General features: G+C 35.1%; 17 protein-coding genes, 3 tRNA genes and 1 riboswitch. Of the genes, 6 read left to right on the forward strand and 14 right to left on the reverse strand.

The genetic code is table 11. The annotated features are described in order from the left end of the window. A partial coding sequence (leuS, locus tag Q0R51_RS07610; protein WP_294757825.1) for a leucine--tRNA ligase occupies positions 1-1,258 on the reverse strand: 1,258 nt, incomplete at its 3' end. Positions 1,259-1,541: 283 nt separating this feature from the next. Here leuS and Q0R51_RS07615 point away from each other — a divergent pair. Further along, the gene (locus Q0R51_RS07615) at positions 1,542-2,204 is read left to right on the forward strand and encodes a phosphatase PAP2 family protein (protein ID WP_294757827.1); all 663 of its coding nucleotides are present in this window, start codon (positions 1,542-1,544) and stop codon (positions 2,202-2,204) included. Positions 2,205-2,261: 57 nt separating this feature from the next. On the opposite strand, the gene Q0R51_RS07620 is transcribed toward Q0R51_RS07615, so the two are convergent. Next, entirely contained in the window at positions 2,262-2,750 is a 489-nt protein-coding gene (locus tag Q0R51_RS07620) for a cupin domain-containing protein (protein WP_110446322.1), read from the reverse strand. Between the two features lie 330 nt (positions 2,751-3,080). On the opposite strand from Q0R51_RS07620, the gene Q0R51_RS07625 reads away from it, so the two are divergent. The 4 genes from Q0R51_RS07625 (at position 3,081) to Q0R51_RS07640 (ending at position 7,270) form a co-directional block, all read left to right on the forward strand. After that, entirely contained in the window at positions 3,081-4,274 is a 1,194-nt protein-coding gene (locus tag Q0R51_RS07625; protein ID WP_294757828.1) for a hypothetical protein, read from the forward strand. Between the two features lie 65 nt (positions 4,275-4,339). Then, positions 4,340-5,530, forward strand: a complete 1,191-nt coding sequence (locus Q0R51_RS07630) for a hypothetical protein (RefSeq protein ID WP_294757829.1) — start codon at positions 4,340-4,342, stop codon at positions 5,528-5,530. After that, positions 5,527-6,138: an ABC transporter ATP-binding protein gene (locus tag Q0R51_RS07635; RefSeq protein ID WP_278954555.1), complete on the forward strand. Its 612-nt coding sequence runs from the start codon at positions 5,527-5,529 to the stop codon at positions 6,136-6,138. The genes Q0R51_RS07630 and Q0R51_RS07635 overlap by 4 nt, the downstream gene beginning before the upstream one ends. A gap of 4 nt (positions 6,139-6,142) precedes the next feature. Next, on the forward strand, positions 6,143-7,270 hold the full coding sequence (locus Q0R51_RS07640) for a hypothetical protein (RefSeq protein WP_294757832.1): 1,128 nt from the start codon (positions 6,143-6,145) through the stop codon (positions 7,268-7,270). Positions 7,271-7,315: 45 nt separating this feature from the next. Here Q0R51_RS07640 and Q0R51_RS07645 read toward each other — a convergent pair whose 3' ends face one another. From Q0R51_RS07645 to Q0R51_RS07700, 12 genes are all read right to left on the reverse strand, one after another. After that, on the reverse strand, positions 7,316-8,062 hold the full coding sequence (locus tag Q0R51_RS07645; RefSeq protein WP_294757834.1) for a tyrosine-protein phosphatase: 747 nt from the start codon (positions 8,060-8,062) through the stop codon (positions 7,316-7,318). 138 nt (positions 8,063-8,200) lie between these two features. Beyond that, positions 8,201-9,655: an MDR family MFS transporter gene (locus Q0R51_RS07650; RefSeq protein ID WP_294757835.1), complete on the reverse strand. Its 1,455-nt coding sequence runs from the start codon at positions 9,653-9,655 to the stop codon at positions 8,201-8,203. Between the two features lie 29 nt (positions 9,656-9,684). Continuing rightward, on the reverse strand, positions 9,685-10,884 hold the full coding sequence (gene metK / locus Q0R51_RS07655) for a methionine adenosyltransferase (protein ID WP_294757837.1): 1,200 nt from the start codon (positions 10,882-10,884) through the stop codon (positions 9,685-9,687). After that, a riboswitch (SMK box riboswitch) is annotated at positions 10,882-10,962 on the reverse strand. It overlaps the preceding gene by 3 nt. Before the next feature lie 79 nt (positions 10,963-11,041). Beyond that, positions 11,042-11,114 (reverse strand) — tRNA-Val (locus Q0R51_RS07660). Between the two features lie 4 nt (positions 11,115-11,118). Further along, positions 11,119-11,190, reverse strand: a tRNA-Glu gene (locus Q0R51_RS07665). Positions 11,191-11,313: 123 nt separating this feature from the next. Continuing rightward, positions 11,314-11,386, reverse strand: a tRNA-Val gene (locus Q0R51_RS07670). Positions 11,387-11,602: 216 nt separating this feature from the next. After that, a complete protein-coding gene (locus tag Q0R51_RS07675; RefSeq protein ID WP_294757839.1) occupies positions 11,603-12,427 on the reverse strand; it encodes a class I fructose-bisphosphate aldolase in 825 nt (274 codons plus the stop codon). 22 nt (positions 12,428-12,449) lie between these two features. Beyond that, positions 12,450-13,823, reverse strand: coding sequence for an FAD-binding oxidoreductase (locus Q0R51_RS07680; RefSeq protein ID WP_198202083.1), 1,374 nt, complete (start codon positions 13,821-13,823; stop codon positions 12,450-12,452). A gap of 13 nt (positions 13,824-13,836) precedes the next feature. Beyond that, positions 13,837-14,772: a hexose kinase gene (locus Q0R51_RS07685; RefSeq protein WP_198202082.1), complete on the reverse strand. Its 936-nt coding sequence runs from the start codon at positions 14,770-14,772 to the stop codon at positions 13,837-13,839. A 17-nt stretch (positions 14,773-14,789) separates the two neighbouring features. Next, positions 14,790-16,295 (reverse strand): FGGY-family carbohydrate kinase, encoded by a 1,506-nt coding sequence (locus tag Q0R51_RS07690; RefSeq protein ID WP_265666546.1) that lies wholly within the window; start codon positions 16,293-16,295, stop codon positions 14,790-14,792. Continuing rightward, positions 16,295-17,338, reverse strand: a complete 1,044-nt coding sequence (locus Q0R51_RS07695; protein ID WP_294757844.1) for a galactitol-1-phosphate 5-dehydrogenase — start codon at positions 17,336-17,338, stop codon at positions 16,295-16,297. Before Q0R51_RS07695 ends, Q0R51_RS07690 begins: the two co-directional genes overlap by 1 nt. A gap of 25 nt (positions 17,339-17,363) precedes the next feature. Continuing rightward, positions 17,364-18,638 carry a PTS transporter subunit IIC gene (locus Q0R51_RS07700; RefSeq protein WP_294757846.1) on the reverse strand — a complete coding sequence of 425 codons (1,275 nt, stop codon included), beginning with the start codon at positions 18,636-18,638 and terminating at the stop codon, positions 17,364-17,366. Positions 18,639-18,905: 267 nt separating this feature from the next. On the opposite strand from Q0R51_RS07700, the gene Q0R51_RS07705 reads away from it, so the two are divergent. Beyond that, complete coding sequence (locus Q0R51_RS07705) at positions 18,906-19,853, forward strand: YhfZ family protein (protein ID WP_294757847.1); 948 nt, start codon at positions 18,906-18,908, stop codon at positions 19,851-19,853. Positions 19,854-20,004 lie beyond the last annotated feature (151 nt).

Below are 20,004 nucleotides of genomic sequence, written 5' to 3' on the forward strand. Positions count from 1 at the left end.
GCTGACGACTAAATTCCCAGTCACGTAACTTGTAATTAACCTTTTTCTCTCCAGCGTGGTGTTCAGTAAGCCAACCAACAATTTTATCCTTTGCGTCAGCATTGTTAAGTCCATTTAAAAACTCTGAATCTATATGCGGGCCGTCACCAGTATATGCTTCTTGTGCAACATCTCCGCCCTTAATAACTGGTTTAATAGGCAAATTGAATTTCCGAGCGAACTCATAATCACGCGTATCATGGGCCGGTACAGCCATTACGGCACCAGTCCCATAGCTAGCAAGAACATAATCAGCAATCCAAATTGGAATTTCTTTGTTGTTTACAGGGTTAATGGCGTAAGCGCCAGTAAAGACTCCGGTTTTGGTTTTATTTAAATCTGTTCTTTCAAGGTCGGACTTAGATTCAATTTGCTTAATATAAGCGTTAACTTCATCTTTTTGACCAGCGGTCATTATTTTCTGGACTAATTTATTTTCAGGAGCTAAAACAGCATAGGTTGCGCCAAATAAAGTATCTGGTCGGGTACTAAAGACATCAAATGTTTCATTAGAATTTTTAACCTTAAAAGTAATTTGGGCACCTACTGATCGCCCAATCCAGTTACGTTGCATTTCTTTAATATTTTCCGGCCAGTCAAGATTATCCAAACCTGCTAGCAGCCGATCTGCATATTTAGTTATTCTCAGCATCCACTGCTTCATATTGCGCCGATAGATAGGATAACCACCGCGTTCAGTCTTACCATCAACAATATCTTCGTTAGCAACAACTGTACCTAAATCAGGTGACCAGTTAACCGGTGCTTCCGCTTCATAGGCCAAACCATTTTTATACATTTGCTCAAATGTCCATTGGGTCCACTTGTAGTATTTAGGATCACAGGTTGCAAGCTCCCTGTTCCAGTCGTATGAGAATCCTAGAGTATTAAGCTGCCGTTTGAAATTGGAAATATTTTCAGTAGTAACAACTGCCGGGTCTTGCCCAGTCTGAAGAGCATACTGTTCAGTCGGAAGGCCAAAAGCATCCCAGCCCATTGGGTGCAGTACATTATAGCCTTGGCTACGTTTCATCCTTGCAATGATATCCGTTGCTGTGTACCCTTCGGGGTGTCCTACGTGAAGTCCCTTACCAGATGGAAAAGGAAACATATCTAAAACATAAAAATTCTTCTTTTTGGGATCGTTACCTGTTTTAAAAGTTTGATTTTTTTCCCAGTAATCCTGCCATTTTTTTTCAACAACTTTGTGATTGTACATATTTTTACCTCATAAAAAAAGTCCTATGAAATTCTTTCATAGGACGAATAATCGCGGTACCACCTAAGTTCCACGCTAAAAGCGTGACACTTCTTGCCCCTTAACGCGGATAGCAAACGTTAGAATTGTTCCAGGCTCAGTTCACAATCTTTTTTCTAGTCTTGCACCAACCGACTTTTCTCTATAGAAAAATAAAACTGCTACTAGTTCCTGATCTTTATTTTTTGACCAATAATGATTATAATTTACCACAAATGCAAAAAAAAACAAGGGGAGAAAATTTTTGAACAAAACGATACAAACAAAGAGAGACACAATAATACCTGCGACCATATTTTTGATTTTGTACGCGATCTGGGCAATTTTAGTTGCTTCTGAAAATCAATTTATTCACAATTTTGACCAATCAATGATTAATATTATCTGCAACAATAATCCTATTATAATCAAGTTTGCGACAACTTTTACTAATTTAGGAAATACAAATGTAATCACAATTGAAACTATAATTTTGGTGATTGTTTTAGCACTTAGCAAAAGATTTGCATGTGCTGTTTTTACTGCAGGAACCATGATAGGTGCTAATGGCTATAATTGGATCATCAAGCATGCTATTGCAAGGCACAGACCACTTACTGAACATCTTGTTGCAGCACATGGTTACAGTTTTCCCTCAGGTCACTCTGTTGGCAGTGCTACTTTATTTGGAATTTTAATTGTTCTAACAATTTTATTAATCAAAAATAAAGCTGCTAAAACAGTATTATGTCTTGTTTGGGCTTGTTTTCCAATATTAATTGGTTACACCAGAATTTTCATTCATGTCCATTATCCATCTGACGTAATTGGGGGTTTTCTAGAGGGAATCGCATTTCTCTTAATTGGATACTCCTTTCTTTACCATTATTATTTAGAAAGTCAAAGAGCACAAAGCAATTTATACTAAGTAAAAGGATTCAAACTGATTTAAAGTTTTGAATCCTTTTTTTATGTCAAAATTATATTAATCCAGCGCTAATCGCTCAATGACTTTTTTGTAGGCAGGATATTGTTTGAGTAAATCTCCCTTTTTAAGCAGTTCAAAGTCGTGATAATCAAATCCTGGCGAAACTACACAGCTTACTAAACAAAAACTATCTGGTTTTACAACTTCCGAAGCAAAAATGGTATTCTTCGGAACTCTAAATTGCATTCTTTCACCAGCAGAAACATTTTTACCCAATTTAACGGCTGAATATTTACCTTCTGGAGTAATACAGTGAATAGTAATCGCTTCACCGTCATGGTAATACCACATTTCATCATGATTCAAACGGTGAAAGTGAGAACAACTTGTGTCATCAAGCAAAAAATAGATGGACGTATAATAAAACCGTTCTGCTTTACTATCTTCATCATAAAACTGCTTATCACTCGCATAAACTTGCCTGAACCAGCCACCTTCTTGGTGAGGTTCAAGATTTAGTGCTTTGATATAATCGTCACGTTTCATATTTTCTCCTTAACAAAAATTCAAATTATATATACAAATTTAACTCATTTTCACTTTAAAGTCAGCTAGTAATTTTTAAAACAAAAGTTTAACTACTTATTAATTTTTCAATTTTATTAATTAAATTTACCCTTTGGATAATAAATATTATATGAATTTTTGATTGCAAAAAAGGAAATAATATTATATCATCAAGTAATTAAATGTTGACACTTAAAAGGTACCGTGTTAGTGCCGTGATATTAATTTTAATATTGAAGTCATAAAAACTGCTAGATCAATAATTTTAATCTAGCAGTTTTTTTAAACCTAGATTAAGAGGTGACGAAAATGGCGTACATGAAGTTAAAAGTTAAGCAAATGCTCAAAAGTAAATTTACCTGGATCAGTCTGTTAGCTATTCTAGTAGGTTGCCTCTCTTTTTGGACAAAGAATTATTATGCTAGCAAGTCTGACAGTATGGAACTTAGTACTGCAAAAGCTAATGTAGCTATTCAAAAGAAAAACGTCATATATTTTCAAAAAGAACTCAAACAGAAAAAATTAGATGAGGACAATAAGAAGCAAATAAGAAAAAGTCTAAAGGGTTCCCAATCAGATATAGCTGAAAAACAAAAACTCATTAAGGCCCTCCAATCCAAAGATTGGCAAAAAGCATATCCGATCATGATTAAAGAAGCCAAATTTTGGCTTGCTGATGCTAAGAAAAATGGCTCGAATAGTGAAGCCGTTGCTATAAGTAAACGTGATTTATTGGAACTGCAAACATTAGCCAAACAACATTTACCAAAAGAACAGACTATTAATCCAGTAAAAGGCGGTTTTTTTCTTATTTTTGTTATGGAACAATTCTTACCTATACTTGTAGTCCTAGCCGTTATTTTTGTTCTGGTAAAAATATTTGCAAGTGATTACTTTGACCGTATGAGGTTAGGCAACTTATTACCGCAAAATAGATTGGTATTAAGCGAATTTTCTACTGGTTCTTTAATGGGTTTCTGTTATTTTCTCGTTACCTTCTTGTTGATTTTTTTGATACCTAGTCTTTTTACCGGAACTGGCAATTTTAACTATCCAATTGCGGGCATGAACCCTGTGACTAAAGAATATATTTTTATTCCAATGCATCAACTCTTGTTGCCAATTTTAATGTTAGAATTGTTAAGTTTTATCTTTATCTCAGGCATGGTGCTATTTTTCGTTCAGTTTTTTAAGAATCCTATTATTGCATTACTTTTTTCTGTACTGGTATTGGTTGGAGGTATGGTTGTCCCACAATACATAGTAGCTGAACGGAGTTTTGCTCAGTTCATTCCGATGAGCTACTTCTTTGCTTTACAACCAGTGAATGGCATGTTTGGTATCAGTAATTCCTATGTCATCGCAGATGAAACGAAATTGGTAACTTATCCGCAAGTAAATTTTACTAACGGTGTAATTGTTTTACTAGTAGGAATATTAATTCTTTTGCTTCTAAATTACTTTGTCGCCGAAAAAGCACAAAAAGGAATAAAAACAAGTTAACTTTATCAATATTATCTTAAAACGTCTAAACTATCTTTTTAATTTTTATATAAGAGGTGAGAAAAATGCCATATTTTAAGTTACAAATCAAACAGGTGCTCAAAAGTAAATTTACCTGGATTAGCCTTTTAGCCATTTTACTCGGATGTTTTTATTTTTGGATAAAAAACTACAATTCTCGCTATATTAATCCGCGCATAATAGAAGCTAAAGAAAATATAGCTCTGGAAGAGAAAAATGTCAGGTATTATCAAAAACAGTTACAAAAAGCTAATTTGACCAAAACAACCCGCCGCAAAATTGAACTGGATCTGGCAGAAAATAAGTCTTCTATGAAAGAATTTAAGACCTTAATTAAGGCAATTCAAACGAATAAGTGGCAGCAGGCTTATCAAATCATAATAAAGCAAGAAAAATACAATCTTGCTGATGCAAAACGTAATAATGCCAGTAAAGATAATATACTGGCAATTGAAAGTAATATTCAAAAATTACAGTATCTGAAACGAAATAACTTACCAGAAGAAAATGAGCACTATTCTGTTAAGGGCGGATTTTTTATATTAGAAATGATGCAGGAAGTCTTGCCACCTTTAGCAGTTTTAGCCGTAATTTTTATTCTGATCAAGTTATATTCGTCCGGTTTTTATGAACGAATGCGTCTAGCAAATCTTTTACCGCAAAAAAATCATTTGCTGATTGAATTTGGCACTGGTTCATTAATTGGATTCGGTTATTTCTTAGCAGCATTTCTATTGCTTTTTATTATTCCCAGTATATTTTTTGGTACTGGTAACTTTAAATATCCGATAATGGGTATAGATGCAGTAGCTAAACGGAATATCTTCATTCCAATGTATCAGTTGTTTTGCCCTACTTTAATTTTAGAATTATTTAGCTTTATGTTCATTGCAAGTGTGGTTTTGCTTTTCGTACAAGTATTTAAAAACCGTCTGTTGGCATTATTCATTTCCGTTCTAATATTAGTTGGCGGTATGATTCTTCCACAATACGTGGTAGCAGCACGAAATTTTGCTCAATTTATTCCTATGAGCTACTTTTTCTCCTTACAACCAGTCGATGGTATGTTTGGCATCAGTAATGCTTATGTCTTTGCAGATGAAACCAAATTAGTCACTTACCCGCAAGTTAATTTCACCAACGGCACGCTAGTTTTAGCTCTAGGAATTATTCTCCTGTTATTTTTAAACTACTTTATCGCGCAGAAAGCCCAGAAAGGGAGGAAAACAAGATGATTGAAATTAAAGATCTAAGCCTTACATTACGTGAACCTATACTCAAAAATGCCAATTTTAACTTTCAAAATGGCAAAATATATATGCTTCATGCACTTAATGGCACTGGTAAAACAAGTGTCCTCAGAACTATGGTCAGCTTACTGGCGCCAAGTTCAGGCCAAGTCTTGTTTGACGGCAAGCCTTTTGCTAACGTCAAGAGCCAGGTTTTTTACCTGGAAACTTCTGACTGGTTTGACAAAAATCTTTCGGGGTTCGATTATATGCAATTTGTTAAAAACGAGTGGCATTCAAACCAGGATCTACAAGATATCATAAACCGCTGGGAAATGAATAATTACATCAAAACTGCAATTAGAAAGTATTCATTAGGGATGAAGCAAAAATTGGTAGTTGCCCTTTATGAGTTAAGCGATGCCCAGTACTTACTAATGGATGAAATTAACAATGGCCTGGACAGTGACAGCCGTCAGATTCTGTATCAAGAATTGGTCAATTTAGCAAAGCAAAACAAGCTTATTATTATGGCTTCGCATTACCAAGATGAAGTAGCAGGAATTGTTGATGATACTTTGACATTAAAGCACCACCAATTAGTTCGAGGATAGAGCTATGGCCTATCTCGAATTACAATTTAAAAAGGTATTTAAAAATACCTTGACCTGGTTAATTTTAAGTATAGTGCTAATATGTGCAGGGTTTATTCTAGGCTATAATGCTTTAAAAGGTGATCAAACTACAATCCGTTACCAAATAAACCAAGATTTAAGCAAGCAGAAACAGTCCCAAGCTAATTTGCCCCCGATTAAAAATCAAAATAGAAATGAGCGGCAGATATTAAAAGCCCTAGATAATGAAAATTGGGATCATGCATATGAACTGATGATTCGTCAAAATAACAGGCAAGCAGAGCAAGTCAAAATTGGTGGGGCTGATCTCAGACAAGAAATTAAGCAGAAAAATGCCCGTTTGCATGCTCTAAAGCAAGCCAATTTACCGGAACAAAATGAGCAGCATCCTAAACAGGGTTGGTTATTCCTATTTAAACTTTCAGAAGGATTTTTGCCTGCAATGATCGTCATCATGCTTTGTTTTATATTAAGTAATATTTTCTCATCAAAGTATGTTGATCATTTAAATCGTGCCGTATTGTTACCAAATAAGCACAGTGTAACTCTAGATATCATTTTAGGATTACTAATTGCCTTTTTACTAACTCTTTTCATCTGTCTTTTAATCTGGGGATTTTGCAGTCTACTTTTCGGTAGTGGCTCACTCTCTTATCCAATTCAAGGAGTTATATTGCCAGGTAGTTTCAAAAGTACTTATCAGCCACTTTCTGTTTGGCTAAAGCCAGCGCTTATTTTATCTATCTTGGCATGCATTTTCATCGTGATTTTATTACTTCTTTTAGCTCAAATTACCCGTAATCAATTAAGTTGTCTTTTCTTAGCACTATTCATACTGTTAGGTGGTGCAATTTTACCATTTATTTTACAATCAACCTCTGGTGTTGGGGGAATGACTAAAACCGCAGTTGTGCAATACATACCAATGACATACCTGCTTTCAACTCAGGTGGCAACTGGAAACTTAGCAACCAAATTTAACAACCCGCAGCTGCATCTTGCTTTTGGCTTTAGAGTTCTGATAGTCTCAATTGTCATGCTCACAATCCTTAATTTTTCATGGCCATGGCTTTCAAGGCAGATGACAAAATTGACTAAAGGAATAAGTTAGAGCAAAAGAGTCTGGGAGAAATATTTTCCCGGGCTCTTTTGTTTTTTATTCTAAATAAATTTGTCTCATTTTAGTTTTAAAATCAAGCGGCAGATCCAACCCTTTAATCAAATAGTTGTCAAAATCACCATAATTTTGCTTAATAGCCTTAAAATATCTTTCTAAATAGGATTTTTGCACAGTTAAAGCTACAGCTACATCTTGTAATTGGGAACTGGTTAATTGGTCTCTTAAGTAGTCCAAAATTTCTTGATTTTCTTGTTTTCTAGCCGAAATTGTTTTTAAGTAGTCTGAAAAAATTTGGTCATCACTTACGCCCAAGCTTTTCAAAATCAAAGCCGCTGCCACACCCGTACGATCTTTACCAGCAAAGCAGTGAAAGGCAGTCGGCACAGGATCATTAATTAATGTCATCAAAAACTGGTGATAGCCTTTTTGTGCTGAATTTTGGAGTGCTAATTCTTCATAGGTGGTAAGCATATCCTCTTCAGCTTGATTGTTACCAGAAATAATTTCATCTACACTTGCCTGATTAACTTGAGCGTCTTTTAAAACATCAATTACAACATAATCTAATCCTGGCCACAAGTAATCCGGATATTGTTTTCTTTCTTCCTCACCCCTAAAATCAAAAACTCTCCTAATTTGATATTTATTCTGAACCTGTTCTTTTTGGTAGGCGGTTAGATTATATAGCTGGCCACACCTAAATAAAAGTCCATCTTTGACCTTTCTTCCGTCAGCGCCAACATTTCCACCTAAGGAACGCCAATTTGTAATTTCCCTTACCATTTTTCCTGCTCCCGTTAAATTTTATTTTTAATAGTATTAATTATAATTTTTAAGAAAAGATATTTCTACTGCGGAAGATATTTTAAGCAAAAAACCGCTGGACAATTCTTCCAGCGGTATTATTCAAATTTTGTATTATTAATTATTACTATCTGCTTTTTGATAAATACAGTTAAAAATAACGGAGATAATAATTGCAGCAAGTGAAACGCAATAAACACCTTTTAAGGCGCTAAACAACACTTGTCTTAATTGAGGTACTAAGTTTGCAGCCAGTTCTTGAGCCTTAGCTGACGAAACAATTTTATTCATCATACCTTGTGTCAAGTTGGGATGTTTAGTAAGTTGGTTTGCCACAATGGTATTAAAGGTAATACCAAAAATTGAAACCATCATGGTTTGACCTAAATATCTCATTAAGGTGTTAAAAGAAGTGGCTACACCAATATTTTCTTTAGAAACTAAAACTTGTGAGCGCACCTGTGAAGCAGTTAAAACTCCCCCAAAGGAAAAGCCATTTAAGGTAGCAATCACACAGAATACCCAAAACGGCGTGTGTATCGGCACAATCAGCAACATACAATCTGCCACTAACAGCACTGCTAATAAGCCAAAGAAAGTTTTCTTAACACCCCAACGGCTTAACATGCCGCCAATTAAAAATGATCCTACGACCCACATTACAGAACTTGGGGTCACCGCAAAACCGGCGATTGTAGCAGACGTACCATTAATTCCCTGCATCCAAGTTGGAATATAAAATTCGAAGCCAATAACTACGCCGGCGACTAACAGCGTAATCATATTTACAGCTAAGAACTCTCTGCCCTTTAGCATTGATAGTGGCATTATTGGGTCTTCTGCGCGTTTTTCTTCATGATAGAAGATAACAGCACTGATAACGATTAAAGCGACTAGAGTGGCTAAAACAAGCGGTTTGATTGTTCCCAAATCTTGCAATGTGAACATCAAAGTCAAAAGTAAAACTATTAACCAAAATGTTCCCTTAATATCAAGTTTTGATTTTTTCTTATTTTTGGGTTCCTTTAGGAAAAAGATAATTAATAGTAATGCAATGATCCCTATTGGCACATTAATATAAAAAACCCAGTGCCACGAAAGGTTTTGCACAATAAAGCCACCTAGTAATGGAGCAATGACTGAAGCTACGCCCCAAAATCCTGAATTGAGGCCCAACATTTTTGTTCTTTTTTCAATACTGTATAAATCAGCAATGATTGTCATAGCGACCGGCTGAACTGCTCCGGAACCCAATCCTTGAATAACACGGAATAAAATCAATTCAACCATATTTTGAGCTTGGCCGCAAAGTGCAGACCCAATAACAAATAATGCTATTCCAAACAAAAAAATTGGTTTACGTCCAATACTGTCTGCTAATTTGCCATATAAAGGAGTTGATACAGCGGTCATAAACAAAAATATTGAAACAACCCAATTCATAATTTCCAACCCATTTAGATCAGAAACAATTGTCGGCATTGCAGTAGAAACGATCGTACCTTCAATAGCAGTCATAAATGTGGTCATAAAAATCGCAATCATTACTACTCGTACATTTGTTTTCTTCAAAATTACAACTCCCTTACTTATGAAAAAAATTACTTATTTTCGTTAACAAAGTCTAACAATTCTTGAACTTTATCGGTCTTTTCCCATGGTAAATCAATATCTGTGCGGCCAAAATGACCGTAAGCTGCCGTTTGCTCGTAAATAGGTCGTCTAAGATCCAGCATTTTAATAATACCGGCTGGGCGTAAATCAAAAATTTTACGGACAGCTTTGGTTAATAGGTCATCGCTGACTTTTCCTGTTCCTGCCGTATCGATCATAACTGATACAGGATGAGCAACACCAATTGCATACGCTAATTGAACTTCACAACGTTCAGCTAGGCCTGCAGCAACTATATTCTTGGCTACATATCTTGCCGCATAGCTGGCACTACGATCAACTTTTGTTGGATCTTTGCCTGAAAATGCACCGCCACCGTGACGAGCATAGCCGCCGTAAGTATCAACAATAATTTTGCGGCCAGTTAAACCTGAATCACCTTTCGGTCCGCCAATAACAAAGCGACCCGACGGATTAATCAAAAACTTGGTCTTTTCATCCAGGTACTTCTCAGGTATTACTTTTTTTATCACCAGATCAATCATAGCCTGACGAATTTCCTTGTTAGAAACTTTATCATCGGTTTGAGTAGAAATGACCACAGTATCAACCCGTTTAGGCTTCTGCTTTTCATCATATTCAACCGTTACTTGAGCCTTAGCATCAGGCCTAAGCCATGTTAAAGTGCCATCTTTACGGAGTTTTGCAACTTGCCGCATTAAGCGGTGAGCCAGTGAAATTGGTAAAGGCATTAATTCAGGCGTTTCGTTGATTGCAAAGCCGAACATCAAACCTTGATCACCTGCACCAATTTGATCCAGCTGATCATCATCAGATTGATTTTCACGTGTTTCAAGTGAATGGTCAACACCTTGAGCTATATCCGGTGATTGTTCATCAATATCAATTAAAACGGCGCAATTATTGCCATCAAAACCGAGCTCAGGTTTATCATAACCAATTCTCAAAACAGTCTTGCGAACAATGCTTTGAATGTCAACATATGCAGTTGTAGAAATTTCTCCAAAAACATAGACAATTCCAGTATTGACAATAGTCTCGCAAGCAACATGAGCCTGCGGATCCTTGGCAATAATAGCATCCAAAATTGCATCAGAAATCTGATCAGCAACTTTATCAGGATGACCTTCAGAAACTGATTCTGAAGTAAATAAACGTTTTTCCATAATAGTCCCCCTATAGACAATAGCTATTCGGTTACAAGGCATCTCCGTTAAAGGATCCTCTCAGGACTTGAACCGATATTTTTACTTTTCGTTCTATGTTTTTATACATTATTTGATAATAAAAAAAGCTACCGCAGGTTCGGTAGCCATAGAACGATGGAGGATACAGGGCTCGAACCTGTGACCTCCTGCTTGTAAGGCAGATGCTCTCCCAGCTGAGCTAATCCTCCAAAGTGACCCGTACGGGATTTGAACCCATGTTACCGCCGTGAAAGGGCGATGTCTTAACCACTTGACCAACGGGTCATTGTTCTGAATCAAAGCACATTCAATAGTATACCTATTTTGAAAGAAAATGCAAGGATTCAATTTATTAGTTAAATCAATAAATAATGGCGGCGCGAACTTCCCTTCACACCACCATTATTATGGAGGATACAGGGCTCGAACCTGTGACCTCCTGCTTGTAAGGCAGATGCTCTCCCAGCTGAGCTAATCCTCCATTTTGTTGTTGTCTCTCGACCACTTCTAATAATTTAGCATAAGTTTCTTTTTATGTCTACACTTTTTTTGAAAAATTCTAGATTAACCTAATAGAAGCTATTTCCAACAAAAAAGCTGAAAAAATAACTATGCATGTTATTCTTCAGCTTCTTTAATTAAATATAAAGTTAAAGTTTAATACTAAAAGTATTGAATAAATAAAATTTCTAAGTAGTTAACATTGTTGGTGGACAATTTTTCTAAAGCGTCTTAAAGCAGCTACAGGATCTTTTGACTGATATATGTTACGGCCAAATACTATTCCTGCCGTTCCTGCACTAACAGCAGCTTCAGCCATTTTATCAGCTTCAGATTCAGCAATCTTCGAGCCGCCGGCAACCATTAATGGTACGGTAGAAATTTCTTGCAATTCTTGCAATTGTTCTGGCGTATCTGGATATTTGACCTTAATAAAATCAGCACCAATTTCTGCGGCCATACGAGTATTGATTTTCATTAAATCAAATTTCATAGTCCCGTCTTCTTCTTTTTCTTTATTTTTAATTGTTCTAGGTTCAATAATATGCAAGAGCCCGTATTTTTGACAAAGCTCATTTACTTCAAAGTTGCGTTTCATTTCTCTGGCTTCAACCTCAGGATTATCTTGTCCAATGTAAAGATAAGTCATTACACCTATTGCTCCACTTGAAAGGACGCGTTCAATCGAAGTAATTGATTCAGCAACTCCTTCGTCATAACCAACTTGATTCTTTGATCTTGAAACATTTTGCCAATCATATAATGCAATCATCTCAGGCGCATTTTTCCCAGTAAACAGTTGTTGGCATGCGGGAAGAAATCCCATTGGCATCAAAATTGCATCTGCTTCTCTTAAAGTTTCATTTTGCCTTTTTATTTCTTCTTTTGTAGCCATTCCTGGATTGGGTCCGATTAAAATACCATGTGCATACGCTACCATTACACATCGCTTTGATTTAGGATTCAAGAAGCGACTTAGTCTCAATTCTTTACCAATTTGATTTGTGCATTTAATTACCATAAAATTCTCCTTTTTATAATGACTATTCTTTTTCGTCATTTTTTAAATTTAAAATACCTGGATTAAACATCCCTTTGGGATCAAAGCTTGATTTTATTTTTTTCAATAAATCAAAAGAGACAGGACCCACTTCTTCATTGAACCATGGCAACCTCTGACGTCCAATTCCGTGATGGTGGGCACCAGAACCACCAACTTCATGAACTGAATCCATCACAATTTTCCAAATTTCATTATATTTTGCTAAAGTATCAGCTGCATCTTTACCAGTAGCAAAAATAATAAAATATATATTAGCTCCACTTGGATAACAGTGAGAACAATGTGCCCATAATTTATCTACCTTATTTTCCAATCTCTCTGAAACAAGATGAAACATTTTTGGTAGCATTGTCCAATTTCCTGATACCTCAATTGCATCTGCAATCTTTGTATTACTATCATTTCCTTCTTTGAGCCATGCAGCATTATAGCGATCCCGCTCCCAATTGTTTCCTATTGATGCCCCTAAATCATGACCCGTTCTTTTCTTAGCGGTAATTAAAACTTGTTTTAATACTTCTGGTACAACTGTCTTCGCACCAACCAAGCCTATAATCATCAAAACTTTATTTGATTGATAGTTAATTGTTGAATATAAATTTTGTGCTTCAGCAGGATTATAGATACGTACTACTGCTGGCACTATATCCCTACGATAAAATTCACGCGCCGTAAAAATTGCATCCTCAATAGAATCAAACTCAATACCTCTAAATTCTTTAGTTTCAGGTATTTTCCAGATCTTTAAAGTAACTTTAGTAATTATTCCAAGTGTTCCTTCGGAGCCAACGAAAAGATTAGGAATATAAGGGCCTGTTGCTGAACGAGGAATATTTCTATTAACAAATATTTCACCATTTGGAAGAACTACTTCCAAGCTTTGTACAATATTTTCAATATTGCCATATTTACTACTAAAAGTTCCAGCAGATTTGGTTGCAACCAATCCACCAATACTAGCTAAATACAATGATTGTGGATAATGTCCCAATGTATAGCCCTTTTTATTTAAATACTTTTCGATTTCGCCACCTAAAGTTCCAGCATATGCTGTCACTAAATGGTTATTTTCGTCAAAATTGATAATTCCCTTCAGCTCTTGCATATCTACTGTTAATGATGGTTGCTCAGGAACTATCCCACCTAAAACTCCAGAAGCTCCGCCATATGTTACAATTGCCAGCTTGTGCTCAGAAGCATATTTAACAGCTTGTTTAATTTCATCAACTGATTTTGGAACGACAATTCCCGCAGGCAAATGATTATCTATTTGCTCTTCAGTCCACTTCATTGAAGCCGGCCACCAATCTTTAATATGTTTCCTTTTTTCAGCTTTATCTGTTATTAAATCCATTTTTATTTCCTTTTTAAACTCTATTTATAGTAATATTATTTTTAATCGCATCTAATTCATCAAGCTTTAAGTGTCCTGGATGTTCATCAAGAGCATTTAAAACGCCATATGCCATTGACCGTAAAAGAATTTTTTCGGTTGATTCATTTTGATCTATACCAAGTGCCAAGCCAGCGACTACCGAATCACCGGACCCAATGGCATTAATTGCATTAATTTTTGGTACCTTAACCTCATAAAAACATTCACGATGTTTTACAAGAGCACCTTCAGACCCTAAAGTTAAAACAATCCATTCTATTCCGTTAAAGAGTGGCATAGACAAATATTTTTTTAAAACACCCATATCCTTAACTTCAACTTTTCGGTTTATCAAGCTTTCCAATTCATGTTCGTTAGGCTTGATTAGCATTGGTTTTATTGAACTTGAAATACTAGCTTTTAAAGCTGAACCGGAAGTATCAAGTAATAGTTTTTTCCCCTCGTTTACAGCAACTTCAGTTAATTTACTATAATAATCATGATTTAATCCTTGCGGTAAACTACCTGAAACGACTATTGTGTCAAAATCTTTAATAATCTCATGATAAAAGTTAAGAAAATTCGTGCAAGTTTCTGATGATAATTTTGGACCTGCTTCTAAAATTTCAGTTTGTAATTTACCAGTAATTATAGAAATATTATTTCTTGACTCTTGGTCTATTTCAAAAAAGTGATGTTTAATTTCTTGTTCATTTAAGCGACTTTTAATAAAACTACCAGTAGTTCCGCCAATAATTCCAGTTGCTACAGCTTTATTACCAACTTGATTTAAAACACGAGTAACATTTAGACCTTTACCACCTGCAGTTTTTGTAATATTTAAGGCTCGATTTGTCTTCCCTAATTGAAATTTATCAAGTAGATATGTAATATCAACCGAAGCATTTAGTGTTACAGTTAAAATCAATTTGTATTCGCCTCATGTCATTTCATCAAGCCTTTCAGGCTTTCATACAATTTTAAGTACTTTGCAAAGCCTTTATTATAGGTTTCTAAATTATTTTTATTGGGCTTATATACTTTTTGAATTCTCACTGTTTTTGCTCTAGCCTCTTCATAATCTTTATACACATGGACACCAACACCAGCTAAAATTGCTGCTCCTAAAGTAGTGGCAGTATCAGATGAAGGAACACGAATTATTTTTCCAGTTACATCAGCTTTTATTTGTGTCAATATAGTAGAGTTAGCTGAGCCACCCATTGCCCACAGCTCTTTTACCTTAGCACCTAATTGTTCGGCAATAACTAAATTGTGCCTTAGTGAGTATGCAATTCCTTCTTGCGAAGCCCTAATAATATTAGATCTGGTCTTAGTAAAATCTAAGCCATAGTAAACACCTTTAGCATATGGATTCCAAATAGGTGAGCGTTCACCTTTCATGTACGGTAAGAATATTACTCCTTCCGAACCTGCAGGAACTCGTGCAGACAATTGATCCATTTCATAGTATGTGCTAGTACCGTGATAATGTGCATTAGACTTTTCTTCAAAACAAAAATTGTTTTTTACCCAATCAATGACACCACCGCCACCAACAGTGCCTCCTTGAAGGAGCCAGTGACCTGGAACAACGTGATAACCCATGATTAGCCGTGGATCTGCAATATATTTATTTAAGCAAATGCTCATTCCTTCAGCTTGACCGCCTTGCTCTTGTGTTTCCCCATTTGAAATAACTCCTGTGCCTAAAGCACCACAGGCGGCATCGACACCTCCAGCAACAACGGGTATCCCTTCTGCCATCCATGTTTCAGCTGATGCTTTACTGGAAACGTGACCTACAACTTCATCGCTATTGTAAATTGAAGGAAAAATGGTAGAAGGAATACCGAACGCGTCACACATTTCCTCACTCCATTCACCTTTTTTCATATCAAAGCAATGTAAACCATACCCCTGTGAAATATCTTGAGTTATTTTACCTGTCAATTTATAAACTATATAACTATTAGATTGAAGCACTTTATAAACTCTTTTAAATATTTCTTGATGGTTTTCTTTTAACCATAACAGTTTAGGTAAACTGTAGGTGGGTTGAAATGGATTACCACTGACTTCAAATATTTTTTCCTCTCCAATTTCTTCTTTTACACGATTACAAAGATCTGTAGCTCTTGTATCCATCCAAATTGGGTTATTAAAAATGACTTTTCCATTACAATCAATTGGTATCATTGACCAACCCTGACCATCTACGCCAATTCCCTGAATAGTAACATCTACCATTTTTTTATTACTTACAATTTTCTTAGTAGCTTCGCAAACAGCATGCCACCATTCTTCAGGCTTCTGTTCAACCCAACCTTCATCAGGATAATAAGTGGGGTACTTTTCACTAACAGAAATAATAACTTTACCATCAATAGTAAAAGCAGTTAACTTACAACTTGATGTTCCTATATCAATTCCTAAAAGTGCATCTGTCATTATTCTTCACCCCCTATTTGGTATAAAACTTTAATATTAGCTGAATCTTTCTTAGTTAGATCATAGAAAGGCTTTGCCCCGTCTTCTAACGAATAAGTTGCCGTTATCATCTGATCTAAATTAATTAATCGCCGTTTTAATAAGCTAATTGCTGCTGGCCATTTATAGCCTGGAAATGGCGCTGAATATGACATCATTGAACCAGTAACTAACAATTCTTTACGAAAAATTTCTTCAAATTCATTTGCCTTAAAGGTAACATCATGGGTACTAGTTCCAACATATATTACCCTTCCTCTTTTTTTAGTTACTAATATGGCTTGCACTTGTGTAATTGGATTGCCTATTGCCTCAAAAGTAATTGTAGGGCATTCATGATCATTAAAATAATCAATCAAATTTGTCTTTGACGAATTTATAGTAATGTCAGCTCCTAATTTATGAGCAAAATCCAATTTTTTATCATTAATATCGATCATAATAATTTTCCCCAAACCTTCTGCCCTTAAAGCGGTTAAGATCATCAGACCGATAGTTCCTGCGCCAAATATAACTGCAGTTTCATTAACTTTTAGCGAAAATCTTTGTGTTGCGCTCAGTCCAATCGTAAAGGGTTCAACTAAAGCTGCTGTTTTAAGACTTACGTTGCTCGGTAATTTAATAATATTTGTTTCTGGAACAGCCACGTATTCAGCTAAAGCTCCTGGTTGATGAGAACCTATAAAGCCATAATTTTCACATAATTCTGGATATCCCGCTAAACAATATTCACATGAACCACATACCGTCAAAGGTGCAGCAGTGACTCTTTCCCCTTTTTTTAAACTCTGAACATTTTTACCTATTTTTACTATTGTTCCTGAAAATTCATGCCCCAATATTTGAGGAAATTGGTGAACTGCTCCTTGAAAGTAGCGCGGTAAATCTGAGCCACATATACCACAAAAAGCAACTTTAATTAAAACTTCATTATCTTTAATTTGGGGTGGCTCAATTTCATTAAGAACCATTTTCTCTTTATCAACAATTTGTAAAGCCTTCATATTTTTAACCTCTTACTTAAAACTTCTAGTTTCCAAATCCTAATAATTTCGAAAAGTATACAACAATCCACATCAATAAATTTCCACCTTCATCCCAGCAACTAACTAACGTTTTTCCACCAACAACTCCATTAAGAACGTGAGTCATCTGCGCAGCTTGAGTTGTAAGTGGAGCTAGTTGAGTTGCAGCTATAGTTGTTAAACTTATCCAAATAGTTGTCAAAATGACGTTATAAACAATATTTCCTTTGGTATATGGAGCCATTCCGCCAATCCAATATGGTAAAGCGGCTAAGCTTGCAACTGGAAGAAAATTGTTACCTGGTAAGAAAGCACAAAGAAATATTGCAATTGGATACATAATAACTACTGTTGACATTACAGATGGATCTTTTAATAACATTACTGGATCAACAGCAATATTTAATTTTCTTCCTTGGAAACGATCTTTCATAAAAGTAGACAAATTAGTGGTAATCGGTAAAATCCCATCTGCAACAAATTGAAGCATAGCCGGTAAAATTACAAACACAGCTGCTAATTTTATTGCTAATTGTATAGTCGAGGCGATACCTATTCCTGCAATTAAGCCGATTACTGCTCCTAATAATGCACCAACTACACTGTTTTCACCAAAAATACCAAATTTCTTTTTGATATCAGAAGAAGAAGCTTTTATTTTATTTAACCCAGGTATAATGTCTATAATTTTCATCATAAAAAAGGCAAAAGTTGCAGGAAATGTTGCTGATGGCGCAGGAATAGTTACGCCTTCAAGTTTATTAAATTCCTGAAACTTTTTGGCATGAAAATCAGCTAAAAACATTGAAATTACAAGAGTAACAATCCCAGCAATAATGCCTAACAATAAATTTTTAGTGAAAGCCCAAAACATAACACCCAGAGCCGAGCCATGCCAAATATTCCACATGTCTACCCACAAAGTGTTAGTAAGTTTTAAAGTTACTAAAATAATATTCACAACGACAATTCCTAAAATTATCCAAGGAACTCCTGGCCATCCCCAGGCAGCAGTAACACTACCGTATCCAATGTCAACTACTGAAAAGTTTGCATGTAGTCTTATAGACAAAGCCTTAGTTACTGGTTGCATAGCCTGAACCGAAAAATCAGTTATCAAGTTCAAACCCGTTAATCCAATTCCAATTAATAATGAGCTTGTTAGACTTTTTGCAAAACCAGCTTTGCACACTAATCCAATAATTAGCATAACTATTGGAACAAAATACGTTCCTCCAAGACCAATAAACCAATCAATGGCTCCCTTTAATATATTCACTTAATTACCCCCTTTACAAGACATATTTACAATACAAGAATAAATCTAAATTACTTTTGTTCAAATACATAATACAGTATTTTGTATAATTAATCAAACAAATATTAAAAATATTATTTTAGAAGTACTACTCTAATAGATAATTTGTTTTTTAAAGACATTCACTATTCGGTGTATAATGATATTTAATAATGTTCAACTTTAAATTTATGATTTCAATATTATTTTTAGTTGGAAATATCAAATTATTAAATAAAAATTGATAGTATGGGAGCGATTAATATATTTTCGAGTAAGACTGCACACACTCAACAAAAGCTTGCTGAAATACTTTTATCCTGCAAGATAGGAGATAAAATACCGACTTTTAGTTTTCTTCATGACGAATTAAAGGTTGGTACTGGGACTATTCAAAGTGCACTTAAGGATTTTGAGCAAGAGAAAATCATTAAACTAAAGGCTCAACCACATTATGGAACGATTTTGATTTCTAAAGATATCAAAAAGCTATGGGGATTTTTGCCAAATCGTCATCTTGTGGGATTATTTCCTGAACCGCTTAGCCTAGAAATGCGGGGATTAGCCATGGGGATCAGGGAAGCATTAAACGATTTAAATATACCACTTGTTATAGTATATGGGTATGGTTCAGCTATTAGATTTGATCGTATTCTAAGTAAGAAGTCAAAAGAAGATTTTGTTGTTTCTTCACTTGCCTCTGCTAAAGATAGAAGAGAAATTAGTCCAAAGTTAAAAATAGCATTAAAATTCAACAGCCATACTTTTTATAAGAAAGATGGATTGCTATTACTGGAAAAACAAGGAATAGAAAATAGACTTGTATCAAACATAAGAGTTGGTTTAGATGATAGCTCCTATGATCAATCTATACTCACTAAAGAAATATATCCAAACGCTGAATACATACCAGTAAAATATTCCAATGTACCTTTTGAAATTTTAAACCAAAATATTGATTGTGCAGTTTGGCACCGCACTCAAAATGAAAAGTATTTACAAAAAACTTCAATAGATTCAATCAAGATTCAACAAAAGTTACTCAAAAATGTTAGTCTTGAAGAAATTTCAAAAGCTGTAATTAGTGTTAATTCAGATAACTGCTTAATTATTGAACTTTTACGCAATATCAATGTTGAAAAAATTCAGTACTTTCAAAAGCAAGTCGTCGAAGGTAAAATCGATGCGCTTTTCTAGAGTTTATTCTAAAAACAGTTTTTTATACATATAAAATTTTAATTTAAAAAATTAGCGAAAAAAGACCCTGTAGTTATTTATGACTACAGGGTTTCTTACGGAGTGTGAGAGATTTGAACTCTCGATACAGGATTAACCCATATACATGATT

It is taken from the genome of uncultured Lactobacillus sp., from assembly GCF_946477725.1.
Classification (GTDB): domain Bacteria; phylum Bacillota; class Bacilli; order Lactobacillales; family Lactobacillaceae; genus Lactobacillus.

Coding starts and splice junctions, on each gene's coding strand:
- Q0R51_RS07620 (WP_110446322.1), bottom strand. CDS start 2,750: ATGAAACGTGACGATTATATCAAAGCACTAAATCTTGAACCTCACCAA.
- Q0R51_RS07690 (WP_265666546.1), bottom strand. CDS start 16,295: ATGACAGATGCACTTTTAGGAATTGATATAGGAACATCAAGTTGTAAG.
- Q0R51_RS07645 (WP_294757834.1), bottom strand. CDS start 8,062: ATGGTAAGGGAAATTACAAATTGGCGTTCCTTAGGTGGAAATGTTGGC.
- Q0R51_RS07640 (WP_294757832.1), top strand. CDS start 6,143: ATGGCCTATCTCGAATTACAATTTAAAAAGGTATTTAAAAATACCTTG.
- Q0R51_RS07680 (WP_198202083.1), bottom strand. CDS start 13,823: ATGGATTTAATAACAGATAAAGCTGAAAAAAGGAAACATATTAAAGAT.
- Q0R51_RS07635 (WP_278954555.1), top strand. CDS start 5,527: ATGATTGAAATTAAAGATCTAAGCCTTACATTACGTGAACCTATACTC.
- metK (WP_294757837.1), bottom strand. CDS start 10,884: ATGGAAAAACGTTTATTTACTTCAGAATCAGTTTCTGAAGGTCATCCT.
- Q0R51_RS07705 (WP_294757847.1), top strand. CDS start 18,906: ATGGGAGCGATTAATATATTTTCGAGTAAGACTGCACACACTCAACAA.
- Q0R51_RS07675 (WP_294757839.1), bottom strand. CDS start 12,427: ATGGTAATTAAATGCACAAATCAAATTGGTAAAGAATTGAGACTAAGT.
- Q0R51_RS07625 (WP_294757828.1), top strand. CDS start 3,081: ATGGCGTACATGAAGTTAAAAGTTAAGCAAATGCTCAAAAGTAAATTT.
- Q0R51_RS07630 (WP_294757829.1), top strand. CDS start 4,340: ATGCCATATTTTAAGTTACAAATCAAACAGGTGCTCAAAAGTAAATTT.
- Q0R51_RS07695 (WP_294757844.1), bottom strand. CDS start 17,338: ATGAAGGCTTTACAAATTGTTGATAAAGAGAAAATGGTTCTTAATGAA.